The sequence below is a fragment of the Streptococcus oralis genome (genome assembly GCF_026782345.1).
Lineage (GTDB): Bacteria > Bacillota > Bacilli > Lactobacillales > Streptococcaceae > Streptococcus > Streptococcus oralis_CK.
Genome location: NZ_JAKUWI010000003.1, coordinates 99,204 through 116,370, shown reverse-complemented (window position 1 = coordinate 116,370; position 17,167 = coordinate 99,204). Strand labels below are relative to the sequence as shown.

Here is a 17,167-nt window from a genome sequence, read left to right as displayed (position 1 = left end):
CATGAAACAATTTATAGCGTTATGGATTGTATTGTCTGCTACTTTGAACATCTGGCAGAGTATCCAGATTAAGAAATTAGAAGAAAAGCGCCCGATTATCGTCTATAAAGCTGATAATCAAGGCGCAGAAATCAAAGGCAAGGTTGTTCACAAGGAGAAAATTGGCGACATGCACACAATCACTATTAAAAATTATGGCATTTTCGTAGTCACGCAAACAAGCTATGAATCTTTAAGGATTGGAGACGAGGTGAGATTATGAGGCCAAAAAAATATCCATATTCAGGAAGAAGAAAAGGGCAAAAAGTCTCGTCGCCATTATTTTCTGCACGACCAATTTTTAACGAGATTCCAATTGTAAAAGAAGTTAAGGTTGAGTTCGGAGTTGAAGCTAATTTTGGGCGTTCATATCCAGAAATGGTAATACATTTAGATATTTCTGGATACGGAAATAGAGTGCATTCAGTACATCGCTTTCCCGGCATCTTCCTTACTGTTGGTGAATCAATTCAACTAAAGATGCTTTTCTATAAAAGACTTAGAAATTTTACTACAGATCGTCTCTTAACGTTTAGGGAATCTGACTGGAAGTCCTTTATCCGTGATCTAGTCAACGAATTTGCGCATTAAAAAAGCCAAGACACTCTTTGTCTCAGCTATAATTAACACACTATTATTATATCATAAAGGAGACAGAGAGTGAACAAGGCTAAAGAGTTACTTGATGAACTACAGAATTTGGATGAAGAGATACAGAATCGAATAGACGAACTTGCTAATCTTGAAGCTAGTTTACTTTCTAGTCCTAAAATGAACATGGATAAGATTCAAGGTGGTCAGAAGGTTCGATTAGATGAACGTTACATCGATATTTTTAGCATGCAAGATTCCTTGAAAGAGTACATGAAGCAAGCAACTGCTGAAGCTATCCAGCGAAGAATTGAGCTCAGTAAATTGATTGATAAAATACCTAAGCCTGCAAGTCGAACAATTTTAAGGATGGTGTATATTCAGAAAGCAAGCGTGTATGATATGATTGAATTTTTACAATGCAGCAAGACTACTTTCTACAAAAAGAAGAAAGATGCAATCCGTGAATTGGGTGTTGTAGTTGATAAAAGCGAACTAATGTGAACTAGGTTGAAGCGCACTGGTCTAACAATCGTGCTATTATAGTATCATCAAGAATTAAGGGTAAGGCAGTAAGCCTTCCCTAACATGGAGAGTTGGCAGAGTCCGGTTGAATGCGCCCGTTTGCTAGACGGGTGGTCGCCTATGTGCGTTCCGTGGGTTCGAATCCCACACTCTCCTTTGAGTGTTTGTGTCCCAGAATGAGTTAAATCTTCTGGGTGGGGTTTCATATATCACTCATTAACTTACAAATGGTTGCGGAGCGACTGGACCTCGCATGATTGCGTAGCTACTTATATCCTAGGTAAGTTATAAGCTAGAGGGTTTGATTCCCTCAGAGGTTTTAAATGACTACAAAAAATAAAAAAGAAAAAAGTAATTTCTAATTAACACGCAAGTCTGTAGTCTGCTTGCACTAAGTCACTCTTTGAGTGGCTTTTTATTTTGTCGGAAAGGAGGTAGTCCGGTGAGTGGATAAATTAACCCCAAAACAAGAGCTATTTGTCCAAGGGATAATCTCCGGGCTATCTCAAAGACAAGCGTATAGGCAGGCTTACAAAGCCGAAAAAATGAGCGATGCAGTAGTTGACAATAAAGCATCTGCTATTTTCAATAAGGGTGAGGTAAGGGTTAGGTATCGTGAGTTACTCAAACAGTTCTCGAACATGTCCTTATGGTCCAGAGAACAGGCTTTCAATGAGTATGAATGGCTAAAAAATAAAGCTAGGGCAAGCATCGAGAATGAAGGTATCAGACAAGCTAATTCAAACGCCTTTCTTTCTGCTTTAGAAGGCATGAATAATACGGCATGGAAGGACTTCGAGTTGACTGACGAGAAAATCAGACAAGAGATTGAATTGCTCAAAATCAAGATTGAGAGAAATCAAGACTCTAAGTCCGATACTACTCTCATGGAAGCTCTCTTAAATGCGGTAAAAGGTGGTGATGAGGTTGAAGATTGATTTTTCAAACAAACAACTCAACATCATTCGTAGACCGTTCAACTATGAGCTTGAGGTCAACGAGGGCACGCCTCGAAGCGGCAAGACAACCGCTGGTCATTTCAGATACGCAAGATATTTGATTGAGTCGCCAGACGAAAACCATTTGATCGCTGCATACAACCAAGAGCAAGCCTACCGTCTATTTATTGACGGTGACGGCACAGGTCTAATGCACATCTTCGATGGCAATTGTAAAATCAAGCATGATGAACACGGAGACCACCTCTTAATTGATACACCCAACGGAACCAAGCGAGTTTACTATAAGGGGGGCGGTAAAGCTAATAGCGTAGGTGCTATCACTGGTATGTCTTTAGGCTCAGTGGTCTTTTGTGAAATCAATCTGCTGAACATGGACTTTATCCAGGAGGCATTCAGACGGACGTGGGCTGCTAAGCTACGCTATCATCTGGCCGACCTGAACCCTCCAGCACCTCAACATCCAGTTATTAAGGATGTATTTGATGTCCAGAACACACGCTGGACCCATTGGACTATGGACGACAATCCGATTCTATCTGAAGAGCGTAAGCAGTCTATTATTCAATCGCTGAAGAAAAACCCTTACCTCTACAAGAGAGACGTGCTCGGTCAGAGGGTGATGCCTCAGGGCGTTATTTATGGCCTATTTGATCTTGATAAGAACATCAAGGATAGTTTAGTCGGCGAACCTATGGAAATGTACTTCAACGGCGATGGTGGGCAATCTGACGCCACATCGATGTCATGTAACATTGTTACTAAACATAGAGAGGATGGCAAGACCTTCTTTAGACTAAACCGTGTAGCTCATTACTACCATAGTGGAGCCGAGACTGGTCAAGTTAAAGCCATGTCTACTTATGCGGTCGAGCTTCGAGCGTTCATTCAATGGTGCGTTAGCAAGTATCAAATGCGCTATACCGATGTCTGGATTGACCCAGCATGTAGATCCTTACGAGAGGAATTGCACAAGCTAGGCATTCAGACAAGAGGGGCTTTGAACAATGCCCATGATGTCAGCAGCAAGGCGAAGGGTATCGAGGTAGGGATTGAGCGTGGCCAGAACATTATATCTTCAGGTCAGTTCTTGCTTATCAATCACCAAGAAGAAGAGTACGACCATTACTATTTCTTGAAAGAGATTGGCCTTTACAGCCGGGATGATAACGGACGGCCAATTGACAAAGATAACCACGCAATGGACGAATTCAGATATAGTGTGAACGTATTCTATAAGCGTTACGCCAATTTTTAGCAACAAGGAGCCGATAAATGGGCATTATTCAATTTGTCAAAAATCTATTGAAGAGAGGACAGTATGCAATGACGACAGAAAGTCTAGCAAGTATTACAGACCATCCTAAAATTGCAGTGACAAGCGCAGAGTATCGTCGAATCAACGAGAATTTAAGATACTATCAGAGCAACGCTGACAAAATCACTTATATAAATACAGACGGAGCCGAGAAGCAAAGAGAAGCAACTCATTTGCCAATCGCTCGAACCGCTGCTAAGAAGATTGCAAGCCTGGTATTCAATGAACAAGCTTCGATTAAATTGGACGATAAAGAAGCAAACACATTCATTCAAGAAACCTTGAAGAATGACCGCTTTAACAAGAACTTTGAGCGCTATCTTGAGAGCTGTTTGGCCCTTGGAGGTCTTGCCATGAGGCCTTATGTGGATAATGGACGAGTGAGAGTGTCATTCATTCAAGCGCCAGTCTTTTTACCACTTCAATCTAACACGCAGGATATTTCAAGCGCTGCTATCGTGACTAAAACGATTAAAACTTCAGGTCAGAAGAACATCTACTACACCTTGATTGAGTTTCACGAATGGGCGAAAGATGGGAAATACATCATTTCAAACGAGCTATACAGGTCTGAAAGCTCTGAACAAGTAGGTGGACGTGTTCCTCTAGCTGAAGTCTATGAGGATTTAGAAGAACAAGTTGAACTAAACGGTCTAACAAGACCGCTTTTTTCTTATCTCAAACCTCCAGGGATGAATAACAAAGACATCAATTCACCTCTAGGCTTGTCTATCTTCGACAATGCCAAGAGCACGATTGATTTCATTAATACGACCTATGACGAGTTCAAGTGGGAAGTTAAGATGGGCCAACGCAGAGTGGCAGTTCCTGAGAACCTTACAGAAACTCGAATGGTCAACATTGACGGAGACGCCCAGCTTGTCAAGCGGTTTGATACAGAGCAGAATGTCTACTTGCGCTTATCTACTAGCGACATGGATGGTGGAAGCATCACAGACTTGACTACTGCAATCAGAGCAGATGATTACATCAAGACCATTAACGAAGGCTTGAGTCTATTTGAGATGCTTCTAGGTGTATCCGCTGGGATGTTTACATTTGACGGTCAGAGCTTGAAGACTGCGACCGAGGTCGTTTCTGAAAACTCTGATACTTACCAAATGAGAAACAGTATTGTCAGCTTGGTCGAGCAATCCTTGAAAGAGTTGATTATTTCAATCTGCGAGCTTGGTAGCCTTTATGGATTGTATAGCGGTCCAATTCCTCAAATGGAGAAGATTGCAATCAATCTCGACGATGGAGTCTTTACTGACAAGAACAATGAGCTTGATTATTGGACTAAGGCTTTGGCCAGTGGCATTGTCAGCAAGGCTCACGCTATTCAAAAGGCTTTCAATATGTCAGAGCTTGATGCTAAGAAGATGATTCAGGCAATCAATCAGGAAACGATGGACACGGCTAACAGTCAGCGAACACAAGAGGATATTGATATCTATGGAGAATGATTAAATGAACCTAATTCAACATCTAAGGTCGTTTATAGGACTTGAAAGCCCCTCACTAGGACGGAGAATACTAGCAAAAAAAATGGTAGAAGGAATAGAAGAGGCTATCCATGGTAAAAAAGAAGAGACCACCAATCCAGTTCAATGACGAGCAACTGCTGCTTCAAGCAAGCAATGTCGCGGACATCTATCATCAGCTAGCCTTGGATTTATTTGATAACGTGGTCGAACGTGTGACGGAGCGTGGCACGGTCTATCTTGATAAGCAACCGTATATCTGGCAACTTGAGAAGATGCAACAGATGCACATGCTGAACGAGGAGAACCTGAAGCTAATCTCTAAATACTCTGGAGTCGCTGAAGAGCAACTACGCTATATCGTCGAAAATGAGGGTTTGAAGCTCTACACGGACACAAAGCAACAACTCATGGAAGATTTAGGCCATGGATCCGCAGGAAATAGCAATCACATTCAAGAAATTCTTGCTGATTATGCTAATCAAGCTATCGGTGACCTCCACAATCTCATCAATACAACCTTGCCAAAGGCTGTTATTGGCGCTTATCAAGGTATTGTGGAGCAATCTGTCGCAAGAGTGGTCACAGGCTTGTCAACGGCTGATAAGGCTATCTCTGACACGGTCATGAAGTGGCAAGAGAAAGGTTTTCAAGGTTTCAAGGACAGCGCTGGGCGTAACTGGAAGGTAGACAACTACGCACGGACGGTCATCAAGACGACAACCTATCGAACTTTTCGAGAAATGCGAACGAGACCAGCGGAAGAGCTGGGCATTGATACCTTTTACTTTTCAAAGAAAGCATCAGCGAGAGAAATGTGCGCTCCTTTGCAACATCAGATAGTCACGACTGGTCACGCTAGAACCGAGCATGGCGAGAAGATTCTTGCTTTGTCAGACTACGGCTACGGCCATCCAGAAGGTTGTTTGGGTATTAACTGCGGTCACATGCTGACACCGTTCATTCCAGGAGCCAATTATAAGCCCGATTTGGGCGAGGATGTGGCAGAGGTTACGCCAGAGCAAGCAGAAGAAAATGCCAACGCAGAAGCTAAACAGAGAGCGCTAGAACGGTCTATCAGGGCTAACAAGGAAAAACTTCACGTCGCTGAGAAATTGGGCGATAAAGAACTGATAGACAAGTACAAGAGCAGAATAGGTACTCAGAACGCTGCTTTGAAAGACTACGTTGATAAGCACCCATTCCTGAAACGGGATGAGGAAAGAGAAAGATATCGCTACAATGATGATGCAGTTCAAAAGTTATACAAAACTATTGACAAACGCTCCAAAAAGGAGTATTCTGAAATACTACAAAATTTAGGAAATAAAGCACCTAAATCTTATAGTGATTTTCGGGCTCTAAGTCGCTCTGAAAAAGACTCCTTGAGGCATGATAATAGGATTGTCAATTATTTCAAAGGGGACATTCAAGAGAAACTGTCTGACAAGCAGAAACAGCAGGCAGTGGAGGCTTACTTTAATTTCAAAAATGCTGGCATAACGTTTGGAGACCATGCAATAGCACGCTACATAGAACGTATGAGGCGTAAAGACGGCACGTTTGCTTATAATTATGAAACGGTAAAGACAGCCTTTTCTCTACCACCTAATTATGTATCAGAGCAGAATGGCAGACTTGCAAGATACTATAACGGTATCCTCTATATCACTGAGCCTGATACAGATATTGTAGTAACTATGATGAAACGTAAAAAACTGAAAGGATTTAAACCATTATGAAATACAGCCAACAAGTATTAGACATGCTAGAGCAAGCTGTCAATGGTCAGATTGATAATTTTTGGGATTTCTCCTTCAAGTTTAACGCCCTTTTCGGAGAAGATGAAGACTTTGCCGAGGCTTGGGACAATGAAAACCCTGAAATGTTTGACGCTCTCAATGACTTTGAGCTGATGATGTTCTTAGAGGAACATGACCCAAGTGATAAGCAAGGATTTATCAATTTCCTAACGCCATACTATGAACAGGTAAAACAGTTAGTAAAACTTAGCGCTTAGAACAATCTAGGCGCTTTTTTCATGCAATAAATTGCTATAAACCACTATAAACCGTGTCGAATTCGATGCGGTTTTTTGCTTGACTTTATCCGCAGTCGGTAAAGAACGGAAGATAATACCTAATTTTAGGAGGACAGAAGAATGGCAGAAGACATTCAAACACAAGCTGACCAGTCAGCCAATACTGGAGAAACCACTGAGTCACAAACTCAAGAGCAACCTGTCAAGACTTTCACTCAAGATGAAGTGACTGGCCTTGTCGCTAAGGAGTCAAGAAAGGCACAAGAGAAAATCTTCAAAAGCCTAGGATTTGAGGATGTCAAAAGCGCTAAAGAAGGACTTCAACAACTCAAAGAGTGGAAAGATTCACAAAAGAGCGAGGCTGAGAAACAGTCAGAAGCGCTTGTTGCTAAAGAGAAAGAGTTAGAAAATGCTTTATCAGATAAGAAGAACCTGGAAGCGAAACTATCAGCTCTAACTTTAGGAGTAAATGCCGAGTCTGTGGACGATGTCATCACTCTGTCTGCGCGCTTGGTATCCGATGAGGTGTCTATCGAGGATGCTATTGGCCAAGTATTGCAGAAATACCCTCAATTTGGTCGCAAAGAACAACCAGAGGAGAAGAAACCGACATTTTCGGCCGGAGGAAATCCGACGGCTGGAACGAACCAAGAAGACGCCTTTTTGAAGGCTCTCGGACTAAATAATTAACAGGAGAATGATCAATGACAATTAACTACATCACTAAACACGAAGGCACCTTTGAAAAGAAATTGATGCAAGGCGCACTCACAAATATTTTGGAAACGCCACAAGTAAACTGGTTGGGCGCTAAGTCTTTCGAGTTGCCTACAATTTCAGTGACTGGCTACAAAGCGCACACTCGCTCTAAAGGCTACAACTCTGGTACAGTTTCAAACGACAAGAAAGTTTACACACTAGGATTTGACCGTGACGTCGAGTTCTTCGTAGATGCCGCAGACGTTGACGAAACGAACCAAGAGCTTTCAGCTGCTAATGTATCTAACACATTCATCACTGAACACGCAACTCCAGAAGTCGATGCTTATCGCTTCTCTAAAATTGCTACAGAAGCTATCACAAACAGTCACTTCAAGTCTGAAGATGACCTGTCAGAAGTGAACATCTACACAAAATTGAAAGCTGCTCTTTTGCCAGTTCGTAAATACGGCGCTCAAAACATCGTTATGTATGTTTCTAGCGAAGTGATGGACTTCTTGGAACGTTCTAAAGAGTTCACGCGCTCAATCGCTACTACGTCTCCTCAAGGAATCGATACTCGTGTCACTTCACTTGACGGAGTTCAGCTTATCGAAGTTTGGGATGATGCACGCTTCAAGACTAAGTTTGACTTCACTGAAGGCTTTGTTAAGGCTTCAGATGGTAAAAACATTAACTTCTTGATCGTTGCTAAGCCAGCAGTAATTGCCAAGGCTAAGTTCAACTCAATCTATCTTTTTGCTCCTGGTCAACACACGGAAGGTGACGGATACTTGTACCAAAACCGTCTCTATCATGATCTTTTCGTCTTGCAAAGCAAGACAGACGGGGTCTATGTTTCTCACAAATCTGCTTAATAAGGAGGTAGAAAATGCGTAAGTACGAAAAAGGAAACCAAGTCTACACCGTGCAGGAAGGCAGCTTGCTTGAAGCTCAGCTAATCGCTGATGGATTTGAAGAAGTGATTGAAGATGGCCAAATCTCAGAGATTTTGGCTACTCATTCACTTTCGGACATGACTTTAGCAGAGCTGAAAGCTCTTGCGAAAGAGCGAGGGTTTGAGGGCTATTCAAACAAGACCAAAGACGAGCTTTTGGAGGTGCTAAATGGCCAAGTTTAAAGCAAAATTGAACGTATATCTTGCTAAGTCTGACCGTCATTTTGACAAAGGTCAAGAGTACGATCTAGAGCAAGACGAAGCTAATCGAATTAATAGCCTGTTTAATGGGATTGTTGGTGAAGATTGCCTTGAACTCATTGAAGAGCCTAAGCAAGATCTATTTGAGGTGGGGGCATCCACCTTTTAAGGAGGTGATTAGATGACTTACTTAACGAAAGAGGAGTTCGATAAGCTCGGATTTGAGGTTGAGGGCGACTTTGACAAGCTTTTAAAGCGTGCTGAACTCGCTATCGATGCTTACATCAGGGATTTCTATTCTCTAAACAGCTTTGATAATGACAACAAAGCTCGCAAGAAGGCAGTTAAACGTGCCACGGCTTATCAAGTAGCTTATTTAGATAGTTCTGGGATCATGACGGCAGAGGACAAGCAGTCTATTGCCAGCATGTCAGTAGGGCGGACATCTATAAGCTATCGTTCAGGCTCTCAGAATGGATCGGGTTCGCTTTCTTTGGGTGAAAGGTATAATTTATCAAGAGATGCTGAAAACTGGCTCAGAATGGTTGGATTTGGTTCGGCGAGGGTTGATTATGATAGATAAACGAATGCTACCTAATTCTGTGACTATCAAGAAGCCAATCGGAGAGGACGACTGGGGGAAAGAGACTTACTCTGACCCTCTTTTATTGTCCCCTTGCAAATTCGATAGGTCTTATTCTCATTCTGGGACAGGCAATCATCGTAGCGAGTCCAATTCCTCGACTGTGATTGTCTATCACAAATACTGCTCTGTGGCGCTCGACAAGAGTTTCATCGGTGGCATTGTCGAAGAGGACGGAGTCAGCTATGTTGTTAAGAACATCATCCCTCAATATCATCCTCTAACCAAGAAGCTACTAGCTTATGAAATCGAGGTGATTTGATGAGCGGTGTTAATGTAAAGATTGACCTATCAGGAATTGAGAAAAAAGTATCTCCAGAGAATTTCGCAAAAGGGAAGTTAGCTATCGCTAACCAGATGCTGATGGACATGGAGCGATTCGTCCCAAAACGAAGAGGAGACCTACGGTCTAGTGGACATGTTCGGCAAGATTCGATTGTCTATGCGACGCCTTACGCTAGATTGCTCTATTATGGCAAGAAGCGAAAAGGATTCTTTTCTGAAAAACAAAGAAGGTTTTTCTTTGCTAACAAGGAGAAGTTGCTGAGTCAACGGCCAACGCCTGGAACTGGTCCAAGGTGGGATAAAAAGGCCTCAGCTCTATATGCTAAGAATTGGGCTGAAGTCGGAGCGAAAGCGATGGGAGTGAAATGATTCAAAAAAATGATTTTGCAGATGTCTTGCTTGAGCATATCAAAGGCATCCAAGACAAAATTCCGTCTAAGCTCGGTTATTTAGCCGAAAAAGAGGGATTGGTCCTTTATCCGCTACCTGGCGGAGAAGTGGTAGACGAGGACATGGCTGGAACTCAAACAGTCAGATTGCCTTTTGAAATTGCTATCAAGTCACGAGATCAGGAATTAAACAATAATACACTGTGGCAGATTAACGCTGCCTTGTCAAAAATGGACCTAGAATTGCCAAGTAAGAATGGCTCTTACGAATTTTTAGGTCTGAAAGTCGACAAGCCTTACTTAAACGATTTAGACGAGCAAGGCTTTTACATTTACTTGCTGGACGTAACTGCCAGCCTTGAAATTGAAAGGAATGAATAATGGTTAAAAATAAAAACGTAAAACGTAAACACTACATCGGACCTTACAAAGAAGCGACTCCGGACACTCCGCCAACTGCGACAGAGTACCTTTGGATTGCTAAAGGGATTAAGAAATCATCGCCAGAAAATAACGAGAAGACAGACGACTTTACCGACTTTTCTGGTGACGGAACACCTGAAGAACAAGTGATCACTAAAACACGAGGGCGCTCATTCGAGGGCGTTCGTGATACAGATGACAAAGCGCAGAATTTTGTGGCAGACAAAGAAGATGCAGTCGGTGACGAGCTTTTGGTTTGGTACAAGGAAGTTGACTCGACCAGTAAGACCCAGTATGAAGGTCCAGCTCGTCTTTCTGGTATTGAAATCGGAGACGGTGAAGCCTCTGAAAATGAAAGTATCAAGTTCAAGATTGTTTGGACTCGTAAACCTAAGAAATCAACAGTAGTACCAGGATAATCTGAGGCGTGATATTTCACGCCTTTTTATTTTTGAAAAGAGGAGAAAAACAATGGTCGTAATTAAGAAATTAAGCAATATCATTCCTATTGATTTCGGAGAATTTCAGCTGGAATACATTGCAAATGACAAGGGCGTGAAGGAACTTGATAAGTTCCGTGAGGGCTTAGCAAAGAACTGGAAGAAAATTGAAAAACTTTCCGACGAGAAAATCGCAGAAAAAGCTAAAGAGCTTATCGAAGATGGTTGGACTCAATTATTCGGAGCGGATGCATTTGAAAAAGTCTATAAATTCGCAGACGAAGATACAACTATCGCATTTAACTATCTGATGCAGACCATTCTTGGGATTCAGAAAGAATATCGAGAGCGCAACTCAGAAGATGCCTTCAAGAAATATCTAGCGTGATGCCATGTTAGATATTTCTAGAAAGCTAGTTGATGAGCTTGTTCTAGAAATTGAAGGCAAAGAACAGACTTTCCCTCTGCTCTTATCGTTCGATAGAGTCTTGAAAGTTTTTGAATTATGGAAAGACGATGATATTCCCAAATTCATGCGCCCGTTTTTAGCGTTGCGGATCCTTACGGGTGTTTCTTTTGATTTTTTAAGCTTTGAGGAGGCTTTGGAAGTTGTTCAGGCAATTTTTGAAGAGCACATCCAGACAGGCGAGAAAGAAGACGATGTTGAGTATGACTTGGCAGGAAACGTCATGAAATCTTCAACATCGAAAGAGCCACAGAAAAAGATCTACAACGTGAAGCATGACGGAGCCTATATCTTTGCTTCTTTCATGCAGGCTTACAGAATCGACTTAATCGAAGAAATTGGGAAGTTACACTGGAAGAAATTCAATGCTCTAATCGTTGGCTTGCCTGAAGGAACCAAATTTGTAGAAGTCGTGAAAATTCGCTCTTATGAACCGCAAAAAGGCGACAGTCAGGAGTACATTGATAAGATGCGAGAACTACAAAAAGAGTATCGTCTTCCAGATGATGATTGCGACGAAGAAGATGATGAATATGACTATTACGAGTAGAAAGGAGGCATAAATGGCAGATGGTAAAGTGGTCATCCAAGTTGATATGGATGGCAATAAGGCTCAATCAGGAGTTGCACGGTTAAAAGGCATGGTTGGCGGACTGACAGAAAGCGGTATGCAACTAGGTTCGGTCTTTAAGTCAGTTTTAGGAGCTAACATTGTCAGCGGTGCGCTGATTTCTGGGATTCAATCCCTTGGCAGTGCTATCAAGGGTGTATTTGCTACAGCTCTAGATGAGGGCGCCAAGCTCCAACAATCGTTTGGTGGTGTTGATACGCTCTATACGACTGCTGCTGAGTCTGTAAAGCAATATGCGAACGCTGCAGCTTCAGCTGGTATCTCTGCTAATACATACGCAGAGCAAGCCGTTTCATTCGGTGCTAGCTTGAAGCAAGCACTCGGTGGTGATGCTGTGAAGGCTGCACAAATGGCAGACAAGGCTATCATGGCCATGGCTGATAACTCAGCCAAGATGGGTACAGATATTGGTTCAATCCAGCAAACGTTCCAAGGCTTCGCTAAACAGAACTATACCATGCTAGATAACTTGAAACTTGGATATGGCGGTACCAAAGAAGAAATGCAACGACTTCTTAAAGATGCCAGCAAGCTCGAAAAAGCAATGGGCAAGAAGTTTGATATCAACAATTTTGCGGATATCGTAGAAGCTATCGACCTAGTTCAACAAGAGTTGGGAGTCGCAGGGGTTGCGGCACAAGAAGCGCAAACTACATTCAGCGGTTCGTTTGCAGCAATGAAGGCTTCGGCATCCAACTTCTTGGCGAATTTGACGCTTGGAGAAGATATTGGGCCGTCTTTAAAAGCGCTTATCTCTAGTACCTCAACGTTCCTTTTAGGCAACTTCTTGCCGATGGTTGGAAATATTATGAGACAACTCCCTCAAGCTATCGATACAGCCTTGGCAGAAGCTGGGCCAAGGATTGAACAAGGTTTCAAATCGCTGTTTGCTTCGCTTGGAGTTGACGAGGGTGTTTTTGACGTAATCAAGGACACTTTTCGAGATGTTGTTGTGACAATCCAGTCGCTCTTTGAAGAACTGACAAGCGAATCCAATGGGTTTGGCAATGTTATCCAAGGGGTTGGGAATATCATTAAAATAGTGAATGTCAACATCCAGAACATGGCAATGGCCTTTCAGTTTGCACTAGAAGCCTTCTCCGAAACAGGAGCAATCAAGAACGCCTATCAAGCATTTAAAGATTTGACGGATGCAGCTTTAGATCTTGCTATTAAGTTAGGCGATGCTATTCCTTGGGATATCGTAGGCGCAGCCGCTGGGCACGTCGTGAACGCTATTTCAATGATTGTGAGCTGGATTTCAAAATTAACTCAATCAATTAGTGCAGATGTCTGGAGAGGATTGATTGCAGGGATTGGAGGAGCTCTAGTCGCTTTCAAGGCATTTAATTTCTTGAAGAGCTTTAATCCGTTTGGCTTATTCGCTAAAGGTGCTAAAGAAGGGGCAAACGAAGTTGTAAAAGGTGCAACGAGCTCGAAAAGCGCAATCGCTCAAATTTTCAAATCAATCTCAACCTTAATCAAAACAACAGGAACAGCAATCAAAACGGCTGCGACAGGAATTGGTGAAGGTATCAAAATTGCTCTTTCTGGATTGGCTCCGGTCATCCGAGCATTTGGATTGGCCTTGAGAACGGCTGGGATTGGGAATATCCTTGCTCTTGGCGGAGCGATTGGTATTGCAGCAGTCGGAATCGGTGCCGGAGTGGCTATTATTGCGGCAGGCTTAAGTCTCATTGCTAGTCAAGGTGAAGGAGTGGCTACAATCATTAACGCAGTTGGGCAGGCATTTGCTACTGTTGCTACTGCAATCATCAGCACATTTGCCCAGGCTATTGTTACAGTTTCAGGAGTTCTTCCAAATGTAACAAGCGCCTTAGCTCAACTCTCTCCTCTTGTCGTTGCATTTGGTGAAGCTATGGGAGCGGCAGCTCCGTTTATCACAGCTCTTGGTGAAGCCATTTCAGGAATTGCAACAGCAGTGACTCCAATCGTCGAGATTATAAGTGATGCGTTCGTTTCAGTAGTTCAAATTATTGCTGACGCTATCGTTCAAATTGTTGAAGCGATTGCTCCATTTGCTCCAGCCATAACTGAAATGGTAGTTGCGATAGCTCCGTCAATTGCTGATATCGTTTCATCATTTAGTAGCATGTTCTCTCAGATTAGCCCTATCATTGATAGCTTGTCTAATCTCTTGAAAACATTTGGAGAACAAGTGAGCTCTATCTTGAAAAGTGCTGGTAGTGTAGTTGAGTCCTTTGGCTCTGCTATCCGTAATGTCCTTGACGGTGTAGCTGGAATCTTTGACAGCATCGGTAATGCTGCCTTAAACGCAGGCCTTGGAGTCAAATACATGGCTGAAGGGATTGCGATGCTCACCGAGCTAGGATTGCTAGACTTAGCTGGAACATTAGCGACAGTAGCAACAGGCTTGACTGCTATTGCCAATTCTGGCATTGCTTCAGCTGGACCAGGATTGCAACAAGCAGGGACAGGTCTGAGTTTGATAGCTACATCAGCTCAACTTGCAAGTGTAGCCTTGCAGTCACTACCAACAGCATTGTCATCACTAAGCACTAACCTCAGCACATTGCCAGAAACATTGACAAGCGCTGGAACTTCAATGAGCACGTTCGCTACATCGGTCATGGCTTCTTTTGCAAGTCTTTCTGGATCTGTGGCTGGTGTCATGATGCTACAAACAGGCTTGATGGCTCTAGCTAATGCGATGATGATGGCTCAAAGTGGGGCTTCAGCGATGTCATCTACTCTAACGATGATTAACGCTTCAGCTTCATCAGCTACATCTGCCATTTCTCAGCTCGCTTCAGGCATAGCTTCAGCGATGGCTCAAGCTGTCTCGTCGGTTCAATCAAGCATGGTATTGATTGTCACTGTAATTTTGCAGTCGTCAATTCAGATGACGCAAGCAGGCCAACAGGCAGGCCGTGGGGTTTCTGAAGGGATAACAAATGGTATCCGTTCAGGAATCGGTTCAGCAACAGCAGCAATATCAGCGATGGTCAACTCTATCCAGTCTACAGGGATGAGAGGCGTCTCTACTATGCGCTATGTAGGTGACATGATTGGTCAAGGTTTAGCACAAGGTATGTACTCAGCGCTTGGAGCTGTCACGGCTGCTGCTAATGCTCTTGTCGCTCAAGCTGAAAGAGCCGCACAGGCCAAGGCTAAGATTAACAGTCCATCACGCCGTTTTAGAGACAACGTCGGACGTTTCATTTCTCAAGGGGTGGCAGTCGGTATCTTGGCAGATGCTCACAAGGTAGATGATGCCATGGGCGATGTATTCGACCAAATCAAAGCCTTTAACTTTGCCCCTGAAGACATTCTTGGAGTAGGTCAGGCTAGCCTTACGAAGACACTTCAGGTCAAGTCAGACCTAGATCGTCAAATTAAAGCGACCGTTAAGGTCGTACAAGAAAAATCTAACCGACTTGTCGAGCAAGCTCTAGAAGTCGCTGAGAAGGCAGTCAAACGGCCAGTCAGTCTGATGATGGAAAGTGGAGCGCTTGTCGGTCAAATCGGCCAAAAGATGACCGATTACCAAAACGACCAACTCATGATCGATAACATGATGAGAGGGATTATTTAATGGACACAGTTATCTATAACAATCATGACCTCTCTGAGGTTATAAAAATCAACGAAGTAATTCGTCCGGTAGGAAACGAAAGGGACGTCACAACAAATGACGCCCCTTTTTTGGGCGTAAACGTCCAAGAAGTAAGAACCGGACCTAAAAAAATCAAAGTTAAGTTTACCGTTCAGAAAAAAACGGCTAGGGATACCGAATTGGCCAAGCACACCTTAGCTACAATCCTGAACACCGACAAGCCAGTTCGTATTGATATTTCAGACGAGCCTGACAAGTACTATATGGGACTTGTCATTGGTTCTGTGGATGTCGATAACGTAGCTAGATGGCTTCAAAAGGGCGAGTTTGAGATTCTTGTTCCTGACGGTGTCGCACATGGCACGACTTATAGGCGCTTTGATAACGGACAAGAGCAACCTGACAAGGTTGTTTTTAATTTGGTCAATAATGGCAACGTCCCAGCTTTTCCTGTGATAACAGTCAAAAACAACGCTGAAAACGGCTATATCGGTCTTGTAAATACCAGCGGAGCCTTTGAAGTTGGAGACCGTGAGGAGGCTGATACAGGGATAGTTAAGAAATCCGAAATCTTAATGGATTTTAGAGGCGATAAAATCTCAACTGGTTTTTCCCAAGCATTAAAAAATCAAGGCGTTACAAATGACAATACGGAGTATGTGGTAGGAACCGCTGAAAGAATAAATCTCTGGGAGCGTCCCCATATTAAATTAAAAAATCTACGAGGTGAAACTAAATTACACAACTATGCTACTAGTCTAACTTGGACTATCCCGAATGATAGTGTAGGAGAAATCGGGTCTTTAAACGATTATCTTTGGTGGCGACAAGTCTTTTGGTCTGAAGCTCTTAATCAGTATGGTTTTATTAAAATTACTATTTCTGACACTAACGATAAATTCTTATACGGCGTGGAGAGTTTCAAAAGGTCTCTGGGCTCAGAATGTGAATATAACTTCTTTGCTAGCGATGGCAAAGGTAGCTATAACATTCTGAAACGTTGGGAATTTGACGGAAGCACTACAGGAGACATTAACCCTTTTAGTGTAGCTAGAGGCTGGTCAGATTTGAAACGGAATGATGACAAGGTACAAGTCTTTTATCGTGGCTCTTACTTTACTTTCACAGTTCCTGAAATAAAGGGCAGAAAGTCAGCTAAGATCCATGTGACATTGGGGGCATATCGAGATTATCCAATGGTCTCTCATATGTATCTTGATGAATTGTATTATCGCAAAGACTTTGTCAAAACAATCGGAGATGTGCCTAACCGCTATCCAATCGGCTCGAATGTTGTGCTAAACAGCGAGAATGACACTGTCACAGTGGACGGCCTTGAGAAGATTGTGGATGTTGTAGATGGATCAAGTTTCTTGACTATTCCACCAGGTAACAGTCAGCTTGAGGTCTATTGCTCAAGTTGGGTCAAAACCAAACCCACTGTCAAAGTAGAATTTAAAGAAAGGTATCTATAACA

21 protein-coding genes and 1 tRNA gene are annotated in these 17,167 nt (G+C 42.8%); all 22 read left to right on the top strand.

The genetic code is table 11. The annotated features are described in order from the left end of the window. The first annotated feature begins 1 nt into the window (after nt 1). The 22 genes from MK405_RS07870 to MK405_RS07765 all read left to right on the top strand — a co-directional run bounded on the left by MK405_RS07870 (nt 2) and on the right by MK405_RS07765 (nt 17,165). Nucleotides 2–262 carry a DUF1372 family protein gene (locus tag MK405_RS07870; RefSeq protein WP_268704730.1) on the top strand — a complete coding sequence of 87 codons (261 nt, stop codon included), beginning with the start codon at nt 2–4 and terminating at the stop codon, nt 260–262. Next, complete coding sequence (locus MK405_RS07865; RefSeq protein ID WP_268704729.1) at nt 259–630, top strand: hypothetical protein; 372 nt, start codon at nt 259–261, stop codon at nt 628–630. The genes MK405_RS07870 and MK405_RS07865 overlap by 4 nt, the downstream gene beginning before the upstream one ends. A gap of 69 nt (nt 631–699) precedes the next feature. Continuing rightward, a complete protein-coding gene (locus tag MK405_RS07860; protein ID WP_268704728.1) occupies nt 700–1,134 on the top strand; it encodes a DUF1492 domain-containing protein in 435 nt (144 codons plus the stop codon). Nucleotides 1,135–1,220: 86 nt separating this feature from the next. Continuing rightward, a tRNA-Ser gene (locus MK405_RS07855) sits at nt 1,221–1,311 on the top strand. 290 nt (nt 1,312–1,601) lie between these two features. Then, a complete protein-coding gene (locus MK405_RS07850; protein WP_268704727.1) occupies nt 1,602–2,093 on the top strand; it encodes a terminase small subunit in 492 nt (163 codons plus the stop codon). Continuing rightward, complete coding sequence (locus tag MK405_RS07845; RefSeq protein ID WP_268704726.1) at nt 2,077–3,372, top strand: PBSX family phage terminase large subunit; 1,296 nt, start codon at nt 2,077–2,079, stop codon at nt 3,370–3,372. Before MK405_RS07850 ends, MK405_RS07845 begins: the two co-directional genes overlap by 17 nt. Before the next feature lie 17 nt (nt 3,373–3,389). After that, the gene (locus tag MK405_RS07840; protein ID WP_268704725.1) at nt 3,390–4,898 is read left to right on the top strand and encodes a phage portal protein; all 1,509 of its coding nucleotides are present in this window, start codon (nt 3,390–3,392) and stop codon (nt 4,896–4,898) included. Nucleotides 4,899–5,008: 110 nt separating this feature from the next. After that, nucleotides 5,009–6,658, top strand: a complete 1,650-nt coding sequence (locus MK405_RS07835) for a phage minor capsid protein (RefSeq protein WP_268704724.1) — start codon at nt 5,009–5,011, stop codon at nt 6,656–6,658. Continuing rightward, the gene (locus tag MK405_RS07830) at nt 6,655–6,936 is read left to right on the top strand and encodes a hypothetical protein (RefSeq protein WP_084856333.1); all 282 of its coding nucleotides are present in this window, start codon (nt 6,655–6,657) and stop codon (nt 6,934–6,936) included. Before MK405_RS07835 ends, MK405_RS07830 begins: the two co-directional genes overlap by 4 nt. Nucleotides 6,937–7,077: 141 nt before the next feature. After that, the gene (locus tag MK405_RS07825; RefSeq protein ID WP_268704723.1) at nt 7,078–7,647 is read left to right on the top strand and encodes a hypothetical protein; all 570 of its coding nucleotides are present in this window, start codon (nt 7,078–7,080) and stop codon (nt 7,645–7,647) included. Nucleotides 7,648–7,661: 14 nt separating this feature from the next. Next, the gene (locus tag MK405_RS07820; protein WP_268704722.1) at nt 7,662–8,534 is read left to right on the top strand and encodes a hypothetical protein; all 873 of its coding nucleotides are present in this window, start codon (nt 7,662–7,664) and stop codon (nt 8,532–8,534) included. Nucleotides 8,535–8,548: 14 nt separating this feature from the next. Beyond that, nucleotides 8,549–8,797 (top strand): Rho termination factor N-terminal domain-containing protein, encoded by a 249-nt coding sequence (locus MK405_RS07815; protein WP_268704721.1) that lies wholly within the window; start codon nt 8,549–8,551, stop codon nt 8,795–8,797. Beyond that, nucleotides 8,784–8,984 carry a hypothetical protein gene (locus MK405_RS07810; protein WP_212575777.1) on the top strand — a complete coding sequence of 67 codons (201 nt, stop codon included), beginning with the start codon at nt 8,784–8,786 and terminating at the stop codon, nt 8,982–8,984. The genes MK405_RS07815 and MK405_RS07810 overlap by 14 nt, the downstream gene beginning before the upstream one ends. A 12-nt stretch (nt 8,985–8,996) precedes the next feature. Beyond that, entirely contained in the window at nt 8,997–9,398 is a 402-nt protein-coding gene (locus MK405_RS07805) for a head-tail connector protein (RefSeq protein WP_212575776.1), read from the top strand. Continuing rightward, nucleotides 9,388–9,720 carry a putative minor capsid protein gene (locus MK405_RS07800; protein WP_268704720.1) on the top strand — a complete coding sequence of 111 codons (333 nt, stop codon included), beginning with the start codon at nt 9,388–9,390 and terminating at the stop codon, nt 9,718–9,720. Before MK405_RS07805 ends, MK405_RS07800 begins: the two co-directional genes overlap by 11 nt. After that, entirely contained in the window at nt 9,720–10,112 is a 393-nt protein-coding gene (locus tag MK405_RS07795) for a minor capsid protein (RefSeq protein WP_317627974.1), read from the top strand. Before MK405_RS07800 ends, MK405_RS07795 begins: the two co-directional genes overlap by 1 nt. Beyond that, complete coding sequence (locus tag MK405_RS07790; RefSeq protein WP_223327361.1) at nt 10,109–10,513, top strand: minor capsid protein; 405 nt, start codon at nt 10,109–10,111, stop codon at nt 10,511–10,513. The genes MK405_RS07795 and MK405_RS07790 overlap by 4 nt, the downstream gene beginning before the upstream one ends. Beyond that, complete coding sequence (locus tag MK405_RS07785) at nt 10,513–10,974, top strand: phage tail tube protein (protein ID WP_268704719.1); 462 nt, start codon at nt 10,513–10,515, stop codon at nt 10,972–10,974. Before MK405_RS07790 ends, MK405_RS07785 begins: the two co-directional genes overlap by 1 nt. A 52-nt stretch (nt 10,975–11,026) precedes the next feature. Continuing rightward, nucleotides 11,027–11,383 carry a 4a-hydroxytetrahydrobiopterin dehydratase family protein gene (locus MK405_RS07780; protein WP_049490343.1) on the top strand — a complete coding sequence of 119 codons (357 nt, stop codon included), beginning with the start codon at nt 11,027–11,029 and terminating at the stop codon, nt 11,381–11,383. A 4-nt stretch (nt 11,384–11,387) separates the two neighbouring features. Further along, nucleotides 11,388–12,011: a Gp15 family bacteriophage protein gene (locus MK405_RS07775; protein ID WP_268704718.1), complete on the top strand. Its 624-nt coding sequence runs from the start codon at nt 11,388–11,390 to the stop codon at nt 12,009–12,011. Nucleotides 12,012–12,024: 13 nt separating this feature from the next. Further along, complete coding sequence (locus MK405_RS07770; protein ID WP_268704717.1) at nt 12,025–15,669, top strand: phage tail family protein; 3,645 nt, start codon at nt 12,025–12,027, stop codon at nt 15,667–15,669. Further along, a complete protein-coding gene (locus MK405_RS07765; protein WP_268704716.1) occupies nt 15,669–17,165 on the top strand; it encodes a distal tail protein Dit in 1,497 nt (498 codons plus the stop codon). Before MK405_RS07770 ends, MK405_RS07765 begins: the two co-directional genes overlap by 1 nt. Nucleotides 17,166–17,167 lie beyond the last annotated feature (2 nt).

Coding starts and splice junctions, on each gene's coding strand:
- MK405_RS07870 (WP_268704730.1), top strand. CDS start 2: ATGAAACAATTTATAGCGTTATGGATTGTATTGTCTGCTACTTTGAAC.
- MK405_RS07865 (WP_268704729.1), top strand. CDS start 259: ATGAGGCCAAAAAAATATCCATATTCAGGAAGAAGAAAAGGGCAAAAA.
- MK405_RS07845 (WP_268704726.1), top strand. CDS start 2,077: ATGAGGTTGAAGATTGATTTTTCAAACAAACAACTCAACATCATTCGT.
- MK405_RS07840 (WP_268704725.1), top strand. CDS start 3,390: ATGGGCATTATTCAATTTGTCAAAAATCTATTGAAGAGAGGACAGTAT.
- MK405_RS07835 (WP_268704724.1), top strand. CDS start 5,009: ATGGTAAAAAAGAAGAGACCACCAATCCAGTTCAATGACGAGCAACTG.
- MK405_RS07830 (WP_084856333.1), top strand. CDS start 6,655: ATGAAATACAGCCAACAAGTATTAGACATGCTAGAGCAAGCTGTCAAT.
- MK405_RS07825 (WP_268704723.1), top strand. CDS start 7,078: ATGGCAGAAGACATTCAAACACAAGCTGACCAGTCAGCCAATACTGGA.
- MK405_RS07820 (WP_268704722.1), top strand. CDS start 7,662: ATGACAATTAACTACATCACTAAACACGAAGGCACCTTTGAAAAGAAA.
- MK405_RS07815 (WP_268704721.1), top strand. CDS start 8,549: ATGCGTAAGTACGAAAAAGGAAACCAAGTCTACACCGTGCAGGAAGGC.
- MK405_RS07810 (WP_212575777.1), top strand. CDS start 8,784: ATGGCCAAGTTTAAAGCAAAATTGAACGTATATCTTGCTAAGTCTGAC.
- MK405_RS07805 (WP_212575776.1), top strand. CDS start 8,997: ATGACTTACTTAACGAAAGAGGAGTTCGATAAGCTCGGATTTGAGGTT.
- MK405_RS07800 (WP_268704720.1), top strand. CDS start 9,388: ATGATAGATAAACGAATGCTACCTAATTCTGTGACTATCAAGAAGCCA.
- MK405_RS07795 (WP_317627974.1), top strand. CDS start 9,720: ATGAGCGGTGTTAATGTAAAGATTGACCTATCAGGAATTGAGAAAAAA.
- MK405_RS07790 (WP_223327361.1), top strand. CDS start 10,109: ATGATTCAAAAAAATGATTTTGCAGATGTCTTGCTTGAGCATATCAAA.
- MK405_RS07785 (WP_268704719.1), top strand. CDS start 10,513: ATGGTTAAAAATAAAAACGTAAAACGTAAACACTACATCGGACCTTAC.
- MK405_RS07780 (WP_049490343.1), top strand. CDS start 11,027: ATGGTCGTAATTAAGAAATTAAGCAATATCATTCCTATTGATTTCGGA.
- MK405_RS07775 (WP_268704718.1), top strand. CDS start 11,388: ATGTTAGATATTTCTAGAAAGCTAGTTGATGAGCTTGTTCTAGAAATT.
- MK405_RS07770 (WP_268704717.1), top strand. CDS start 12,025: ATGGCAGATGGTAAAGTGGTCATCCAAGTTGATATGGATGGCAATAAG.
- MK405_RS07765 (WP_268704716.1), top strand. CDS start 15,669: ATGGACACAGTTATCTATAACAATCATGACCTCTCTGAGGTTATAAAA.